Below are 8677 nucleotides of genomic sequence, written 5' to 3'. Positions count from 1 at the left end.
CCCCCCCGACTCGGGAGGCAGACCCTAGGCGAGTCTCACCCGGACAAAGCTAGGCGGTCCCGAGAAGACGGGTCTGCGGGGCACGCCAGCCCGCCTGGTTGGCGAGGCCCACGGCCGCGAGCTGGGAGGACACGCCGAGCTTGGCCAGGATCGCCTTGACCTGTGTGCGCACGGTGGCCTCGGAGACGACGCTCTCCCGGGCGATGTCGCTGACGGTCTTGCCGAACATCAGCTCACCGAGGACCACGGCCTCGCGGTGCGTGAGCAGGTTCAGTCGCTCGTGCTGGGCTGCATGCTCGGCGCGGGCCTCCCTCCAGAGGTCGATCATGGCCTCGCGCTCCGCAACGGGGAGCACGGGGAAACCGTTGGTGATCCGCCGCACCGTCGAGAGGATGCCGCTCAACGGCCCCCCCTTGCTCAGCACGGTCCGGGCGCCGAGGTACAGACACTCACCCCACTGGGCGCGGTTCGTCGACGCGGTGACGACCACTACATGAGCCCCCGCCGCGGCGAGCGGTCGGATCAGGGCCGTCGAGTCCCCGAACCCACCGAGTGAGAGATCGAGCAGCACGATGCTTGCTCGCGCCCGCAGTGCCTTCGAGACGAGCGCCTGGGCCGGCACTCGCTGAGGTGGGACCGCCATGCGTTCCACGGCGTAGCCCTCGAGTTGTAGGACGAGCTCGAGGGACTCCGCGAAGAGCGTGTGGTCCTCGATGACGAGCACCCGAACCGGGGCGCGCCGGGAGACCGGCCCTGTCCCCGTCGGGTGACTCCTGGATCGGATGTCGAGCGCTGGTGAGATGTCCGGCACGATAATTCCCCCAATTTGATGTGTCGGTGACTTTGACGACTATGGGGGACAATCGGCGTGGCGTGCCGAATACTCGGTATCCGTACCCTAAATTGGGTTGTTTTTCCTCGGTAAGTCGTCGAACGGCCACTTCTGGGCTGGTGAGGGATCGTCCGTGCTGGGGTGCGGCTCGAGCCGCTCGCCCCGCTGGAGGTAGGTCCGGCCGGTCACCGGGCAGCGGTAGGTGTCCCGCCCGACCGGCTCGAGCGGGGTGCCCGCCTCGCCGACCCAGCCCAGCAGGCGGGCCGGGACGCCTGCGACGAGCGCGAAGTCGGGAACGTCCCGGGTGACGACCGCGCCGGCGGCGACCATCGCCCACCGCCCGATGGTGACGGGTGCGACGCAGACGGCACGGGCGCCGATCGATGCGCCCTCGCGGATGTGGACCCCGACCGGCTGCCAGTCCTCGGCGGTCTTCAGCTCCCCGGCGGGCGTCACCGCGCGTGGGAGGTGGTCGTTGGTGAGGACGACCGCGGGTCCGATGAAGGCTCCGCTCTCCACCACGGCCGGCTCGTAGACGAGGGCGTGGTTCTGCACCTTGCACCGGTCGCCCATCACGACCCCGGGTCCGATGTAGGTGCCACGGCCGATGATGCACCCCTCGCCGATCGTGGCGTTCTCCCGGACCTGGGCGAGGTGCCAGACCGACGTGCCTGCTCCGATGGCCGCCCGCGGATCGACATCGGCCGACTCCTCGATCCGTGCTGGGGCAGTGATGGTCATGCCGTCCATCTGACACCTCCCTACGTTCCGCGACGCGTTGCGCGCGGGGCGGCTACCCAATTGTCGGGACGGTCAGGACACGACGGTCGGCGTGAGCCGATCGGGGTGACGAGCCGCCCAGTCCGCGACCTCGTCGGCGATCACGGCACCCCAGAGCCCGCGCGAGGCTCGGTTGTCGGCGTACACGACGCTCTTGCCCCCTTCGTCGCCGAACCCTCGGGTCGGCATCGTGAGGTAGGCCAGGTCGACGGTGCGGAAGCTCCGCATCGAGAGCGCGAGGTCGAGCATCTCCCTCGTCGACCAGCCGCTGTCGACCGATAGGTGGCGCGTGACGGTGTCGAGGAAGCCCAGAAGCATGCGGGGGTCCTTGCGCATCTCCTGGTGGAGGGCATCCTGCATCAGCGTGCGCAACACGACCTGCTGCCTCCGCACCCTGTCGAGGTCGCCGTTGGGCAGTCCGTAGCGCTGACCGACGTACGCGAGCGCCCCGGACCCGTCGAGATGGTGTTCGCCTGCGGCCCACGTGACGTCGTGGGCCGAGTCCCGCACCGGATCAGGCACGTTGACGTCGATGCCGCCGACCTGGTCGATGAGCGCCTCGAAGCCCGACCAGTCGACCACGGCGAGATGCTCGATCCGCACGCCGGTCAGGCTCTCGACCGTCTCCACGGCCAGCGACGGACCCCCGTAGGAGAAGGCGGCGTTGATCTTGTCCATGCCGTGGCCGGGGATGGCGACCCACGTGTCGCGGGGGATCGAGATGACCGAACCCGTCCGACGGTCGGCTCCGATGTGCAGGACCATGAGCGCATCGCTGCGCTGGGCTCCGGGGATCCACTCGGCGGCCCGGGCGTCGCTTCCCGTGGTGGCCACGTCGGAGCGACGGTCGGTGCCCACCACCAGGATGTCGACCGCATTCCCGGCCGGCCCCGAAGGCTCGCTGGGCCGGTGCTCGAGCCCCTCGAACACCCCGGGAATCCGGTGGATGTTCCCCGAGAGCCGGTGCTCGACGTACACCAGCAGGCCGAACGCGCCGGTGATCAGCACCATCAGACAGACGAGCAGCCCCACCAGCGCCTTTCGCAGCGGCCCCCATCGGCGCCGGCGTGGCCGGCGAGACGGCCGCCCACGTGATGGGGAGAGCGGGGGTTCCGGCGCGAGGCCCAGCAGGCTCATGGCCGTATTGGGGCCCCGGTCCGGCCCTGCCATCGGCGGCGTGCGGGACAGATACCCAATAGACGGGAACATCCCTTCCTCCCGCCCGACCCGCCCGTCCGGGCCGCGATGCTCGGCGTTCACGGCCTCGCAGAGGGCCCACGGTCCTGCGACATCAGGGGGACGAGGTGTCGAACAACCCGACGAACGGCGCATCACGCACCGGCGAGCCCCCGGTCGCGAGCGTCGTCATTCCCGCCCACGACGAAGCCGAGGTGATCGCTTCGAACCTGAGCGCACTGGTCGACGGAGTCGAGCCGGGGTCGCTCGAGGTCATCGTCGTCTGCAACGGCTGCACCGACGACACCGCCGCCGTCGCGCGTTCGGTGCCGGGGGTCCACGTCGTGGAGATCCCGGAGCCGTCGAAGGCGCGGGCCGTCGAGGTCGGGAACCGGGCGACGAAGGTGTTCCCGCGTGTCCACCTCGACGCCGATGTACGCATCTCCGGCGCCGACGTGTTGCGCCTGGTCGCCCCTCTCATCGAGCGCCGGGTGCTCGCGACCGCGCCCGCCCGACAGGTCCCCCTCGACGGCTGCTCCTGGATCGTCCGGGCCTACCTCGAGGTCTGGGACCACCTGCCACAGGTCCGCAGCGGGCTGTTCGGCCGGGGAGTGGTGGCCCTGTCGGAGGAGGGCCAGGCGCGGGTGGACGCTGTCTCCGGAGTCATGAACGACGACCTAGCCGTCTCGGACGCGTTCGTCGACAGCGAGCGGCTGGTCGTTGCCGAGGCCACGGTGCTGGTCTGGCCGCCCCGCACCGTGGAGAGTCTGCTGAACCGGCGGGTCCGTGTGGCCACGGGCAACGTGCAGGCGGATCGGGCCGGCGTGCGTCGCCGGTCCTCGGCCACGCGGCCGGCGACGCTGCTCCGGCTCTCCCTACGACACCCACGGGTCGCCATCCGGCTTCCCGTCTTCCTCGGCGTCTCCGCCCTCGCCCGCCGCCGTGCCGAGCGAGCGGTCCGCGCCGGGGACTTCAGCACCTGGCTGCGGGACGAGAGCTCGCGCGTCGGAATGCACCCCACTCAGAGAGACCTCGACCGTGCCGCACACTAGACCCACCGTTCTGGGGTGGCTCCGCCACCGCGTCTCGCGCGACGCAGCGCTGCTGCTCGCGCTCTCATTGACCGTCGCGATGCTGACGTTGGTGGTGTCGATGCCCAAGGCGTCGGCGCTCACGGACCCCTGCGGGCCCACAGGCAACAAGATCTCCTGTGAGAACAGCCTGCCCGGGACCGATCCGAGCGTCTGGGAGATCGACGGCGCGGGCTCGCCGTCCATCCAGGGCTTCGCGACGTCGATGAGTGTGAACGTCGGTGAGCGGGTCGACTTCAAGATCGACACCGATGCGTCGGCTTACACGATCCAGATCTTCCGCAGCGGGTACTACGGCGGTCTCGGGGCACGCAGGATCACGGCCGTCACCCCCTCGGCGAGGCTGCCCCAGCAGCAGCCGAACTGCATCACCGACGTCGAGACCGATCTCTACGACTGCGGGAACTGGGGTGTCTCGGCGTCGTGGGACGTCCCGACGACTGCGGTCTCGGGCGTCTACTTCGCGTTGCTGCACGTCGTCGCGACCGGCGCCGAGAGCCACATCATGTTCGTGGTCCGCGACGACTCCAGCACCTCCGACGTCGTCCTGCAGACGTCGGACACGACCTGGCAGGCCTACAACAACTACGGCGGTGCCAGCTTCTACGTCGGTGGCGCCCGAGGCAGGGCTCTCAAGCTGAGCTACAACCGGCCGTTCGCGACGCGAGGGTGGGAGCACGGCCGGGACTTCTACTTCTCGGCCGAGTACCCGCTGGTCCGCTTCCTGGAGCGCAACGGGTACGACGTCAGCTACCTCTCCGGTCTCGACACCCAGCGCTCGCCGAACCTGCTGCTGGGTCACCAGACGTTCATCTCCGCCGGGCACGACGAGTACTGGACCGGGAGACAGCGGGCCAACGTCGAGCAGGCCCGCGACGCCGGCGTCAACCTGATGTTCCTCAGTGGGAACGAGATGTACTGGCGCTCACGGTGGGAGCCGTCCACGGACGGATCGAGCACGCCGGACCGGACCCTGGTGACCTACAAGGAGACGTGGGACAACGCGAAGAGCGACCCCGCCCAGGCGGAGTGGACCGGTACGTGGCGTGACCCCCGGTTCGCTCCGACGAGCACCGGCGCCGGCCGTCCTGAGAACGAGGTCACCGGCACGATGTACATGTCGAACTTCAGCGATCTCGCGATGCAGGTGACGGCCTCGGAGGGCAAGACCCGGCTGTGGCGCAACACCCCGTTGGCCTCGCTCGCTCCCGGCTCCACGGGCACGCTGGCCCCGCACACGGTGGGCTATGAGTCCAATGAGGATGTCGACAACGGCCATCGGCCGCCGGGCCTGATCCGGCTCTCGACCACCACCGGCGCCGTCCCCGACTACCTGCAGGACTTCGGCAACGTGACCGCGCCGGGCACCACGACGCACCACATGACGATGTACCGGGCCGGCAGCGGCGCGCTCGTGTTCTCGGCCGGCACGGTCCAGTGGACCTGGGGACTGGACTCGGTGCACGACTCCACCTACGCCGCGGTCGACGCCGATCCACGGATACAGCAGGCGCAGGTGAACCTGCTCGCGGACATGCGTGCTCAGCCGACCACCCTCCAGAGTGGACTCGTCGCTGCCACCAGGTCGGCGGACACGACGGCTCCGGCGGTGGCTGTCTCCGCACCCGCCGCGGGCGCCTCCGTGGCCAACGGCTCCTCGGTGACGATCAGCGGGACGGCGTCGGACGACGGAGGGGTCGTCGCCGGCGTCGAGGTCTCGGTCGACGGTGGCAGCACCTGGCATGCCGCGACAGGCACCACGTCCTGGAGCTACAGCTTCGTGCAGACCGGCTTCGCGACCACCACGATCAAGGCCCGGGCCATCGACGACAGCGGCAACATCGGTGCCGCGGTCAGCCGCTCGGTCACCGTCGCCTGTCCGTGCAGCGTGTTCGGCGCGACGACGCCACCAGTGGCGGCGGCCGACGACAGCTCGGGCGTCGAGCTCGGCCTGCGGTTCTCGCCGACCAACGACGGCTTCGTGACCGGCGTCCGGTTCTACAAGGGCGCCGGCAACACCGGCGGCCACGTCGGTTCGCTCTGGTCCGCGGCGGGGGAGAAGCTGGCCTCGGTCAGCTTCGGCACGGAGTCGGCGACCGGCTGGCAGAGCGCCACGTTCTCGAGCCCCGTCCCGGTGGCCGCCGGTTCGACCTACGTGGTCTCCTACACCGCACCCAACGGGCACTACGCAGTCAAGCCCTACGCGTTCTCCGCCCAGGGTGTCGATGCGACTCCGCTGTCCGTGGAGGGCGGCTTCGGCGCAGCTCCGGCCGGCGTGTACGCCGCTCCGGGGAGGTTCCCGAACAGTAGCTATCAGGGCACCAACTACTACGTCGACGTGCTGTTCACGACGACCGATAGCTCCCCGCTCACCGCAGTCAGCCAGTGGCCTCTGCCGGGATCGTCGTCGGTGCCTGCGACGACCACCGTCAGTGCGAGGTTCTCCAAGCCGGTCGCCGAGGCCAGCGTCGGGCTCACCCTCACCGACGCGAACGGCGTGACGGTCGGCGGCACGACCGCCTACGACACGGCCACCCGCACCGTCACCTTCACGCCGACCGGTCCCTTGAACGGGTTCGTGCGGTACACCGCGAACGTGACCGGCGTCGACTCCTCGGGCAACCCCGTCACCAGCGGCAAGACCTGGACGTTCACCACGGCCCGGCCACCCGCCGCGCCCGGCGTGTGCCCCTGCTCGCTGTTCGACGACACGACGGTGCCGACGCTGCTGGATGCCCAGGAGGCGACGCAGCTCACGCTCGGCGTCCGGTTCACGCCGACCGCCTCCGGCACGGTCACCGGAGTCGCGTTCTACAAGGGCGCCGCCAACACCGGCACCCACACCGGGACGCTGTGGAGCAGCACCGGCGTCAAGCTGGCGGAAGGCACCTTCAGCGGCGAGTCGACCGCCGGCTGGCAGACCCTGACGTTCTCCACGCCGGTTGCGGTCACCAAGAACACGGCGTACGTCGTGTCCTACCGCACCGAGGTCGGTCACTACTCGGCGACCCCGAACGCGTTCGCGGCGGCCGATCTGTCGAAGGGGCCGCTCACGGTGACGTCCACCGCCGGCGCGTATCTCTACGGCGCCGGGTTCCCCGCCAACGCCTCGTCGACCAGCTACCTGGTCGACGTGCTCTTCGAGAAGGTCGCACCCGCGATCACCGTCACGTCGCAGGACCCCGCCCCAGGTGCGCTCGACGTTCCCCGGCAGACGTCGGTGCGGGTGAGCCTCTCGGCGGCCGTCGATCCGACGTACACCTTCACGGTGGCGGCCGGTGCAACGGCGATCAGCGGGAGCACCACGCAGTCCGCCGACGGGAAGACGCTGGTCTTCAGCCCGTCCTCGGCCCTCCCCGCCGACTCCGACATCACGGTGAGACTGGCGGGCGTCACGTCCACCGAAGGTGCGTCCCTGCCGGCCCAGTCCTGGACGTTCCACACCCGCGCGGCGGAGTCCACGACCCACGAGACCCTCTTCGGAGACCTCACTCCCGTGGTGAGCGCCGAGGCGAGCGATGCCTCGGCGGTGGAGCTCGGCACCGCCTTCACTCCCAGCCGGAACGGGACTGTCAGCGCGATCCGGTTCTTCAAGGGCGCCGGCAACCTCGGAGTGCACGTCGGATCCCTGTGGACCGCCGGGGGCACCAAGCTCGCCAGCGTCACGTTCACCGGTGAAACCGCCACCGGCTGGCAGCAGGCCGACCTGTCGACACCGGTCCAGGTCGACGCCGGTTCGACGTACGTCGTGTCCTACCTCGCCCCCCAGGGCCACTACGCCCACACGACGTCGTTCTTCAACTCGCCCTACACCTCAGGCGACCTGACCGCGCCGAGCTCGAACAACGGGCGGTATCTCTACGGCGCGGCCGGTGGTTTCCCGACGTACTCCTTCGACGCGACGAACTACTTCGTCGACGTGGTGTTCGCACGCACACCGGCGTCGATCACCGTCGCCGACCGGAACCCGGCTCCCGGCGCGACGTCCGTGCCGACCACGATCGCCCCCTCGATCACCTTCTCCACACCGGTCCAGTCCGGCTACGCGATGTCAGTCGCGCAAGGTGACCAGGACGTCCCGGGGACGGTGTCGATCTCCAGCGATCGGACGCTGTTGACGTTCAAGCCCGCAGGCGCACTTCCGGGGCAGTCGGACATCACCGTGACCGTCACCGATATCACCTCGGCGGAGGGCGCGACGCTGCCGACCCAGTCGTGGACGTTCCGGACCGATACGGCCGCCACGGGCGCGGTGTCGCTGTTCACCGGTCTCACTCCGAGCAGCGCCGCGGTCAACGACGCGGACCCGGTGGAGCTCGGGACGGCGTTCACCCCGACGGCGGACGGCAAGGTCACCAAGATCCTGTTCTACAAGGGGTCGGGCAACACCGGCACCCACACCGGGTCGGTCTGGTCGTCGACGGGGACCAGGCTCGGCACGGTCACGTTCCCCGCGGAGACGGCCACGGGATGGCAGACCGCGACCCTGCCCACCCCGGTGCCTGTCAGTGCCGGTGAGACCTACGTCGTGTCCTACTACGCCCCTGCCGGGCACTACGCGGTGACCCCGGGGTTCTTCGCCGCCCCCTGGGTCGCCGGCGCGATCACGGCGCCGGCCGCGAACAACGGCCGGTACTGGTACGGGGCGGGCGGCGGGTTCCCGTCGTTCACGTTCAACGCTACGAACTACTTCGTGGACCTGGTCTTCGAGCCGAACTGACCCGGTCGCGACCATCCCCAAACTTCGGTAAGGGCTCCGCGAATCTGCGCCGGGCCACCGGCTGCGCCGGTCGAATGG

5 protein-coding genes are annotated in these 8677 nt (G+C 69.8%); 2 read left to right on the top strand and 3 right to left on the bottom strand.

Features of this window, described 5'->3' with window-relative positions; genetic code table 11:
* Positions 1 to 49: 49 nt before the first annotated feature.
* From QQZ14_RS00285 to QQZ14_RS00275, 3 genes are all read right to left on the bottom strand, one after another.
* On the bottom strand, positions 50 to 724 hold the full coding sequence (locus tag QQZ14_RS00285; RefSeq protein ID WP_284532150.1) for a response regulator transcription factor: 675 nt from the start codon (positions 722 to 724) through the stop codon (positions 50 to 52).
* Between the two features lie 174 nt (positions 725 to 898).
* Positions 899 to 1573, bottom strand: coding sequence for an acyltransferase (locus QQZ14_RS00280; protein WP_284532148.1), 675 nt, complete (start codon positions 1571 to 1573; stop codon positions 899 to 901).
* Positions 1574 to 1645: 72 nt separating this feature from the next.
* On the bottom strand, positions 1646 to 2644 hold the full coding sequence (locus tag QQZ14_RS00275; protein WP_284532146.1) for an LCP family protein: 999 nt from the start codon (positions 2642 to 2644) through the stop codon (positions 1646 to 1648).
* 272 nt (positions 2645 to 2916) lie between these two features.
* On the opposite strand from QQZ14_RS00275, the gene QQZ14_RS00270 reads away from it, so the two are divergent.
* Positions 2917 to 3840: a glycosyltransferase gene (locus tag QQZ14_RS00270; protein WP_284532145.1), complete on the top strand. Its 924-nt coding sequence runs from the start codon at positions 2917 to 2919 to the stop codon at positions 3838 to 3840.
* Positions 3827 to 8599, top strand: coding sequence for a DUF4082 domain-containing protein (locus QQZ14_RS00265; protein WP_284532144.1), 4773 nt, complete (start codon positions 3827 to 3829; stop codon positions 8597 to 8599). Before QQZ14_RS00270 ends, QQZ14_RS00265 begins: the two co-directional genes overlap by 14 nt.
* Positions 8600 to 8677 lie beyond the last annotated feature (78 nt).

The organism is Nocardioides sp. T2.26MG-1 (assembly GCF_950101795.1).
Lineage (GTDB): Bacteria > Actinomycetota > Actinomycetes > Propionibacteriales > Nocardioidaceae > Nocardioides.
The sequence above is the reverse complement of the archived record's forward strand: the minus strand, read 5'-3'. Positions and strand labels throughout refer to the sequence as shown.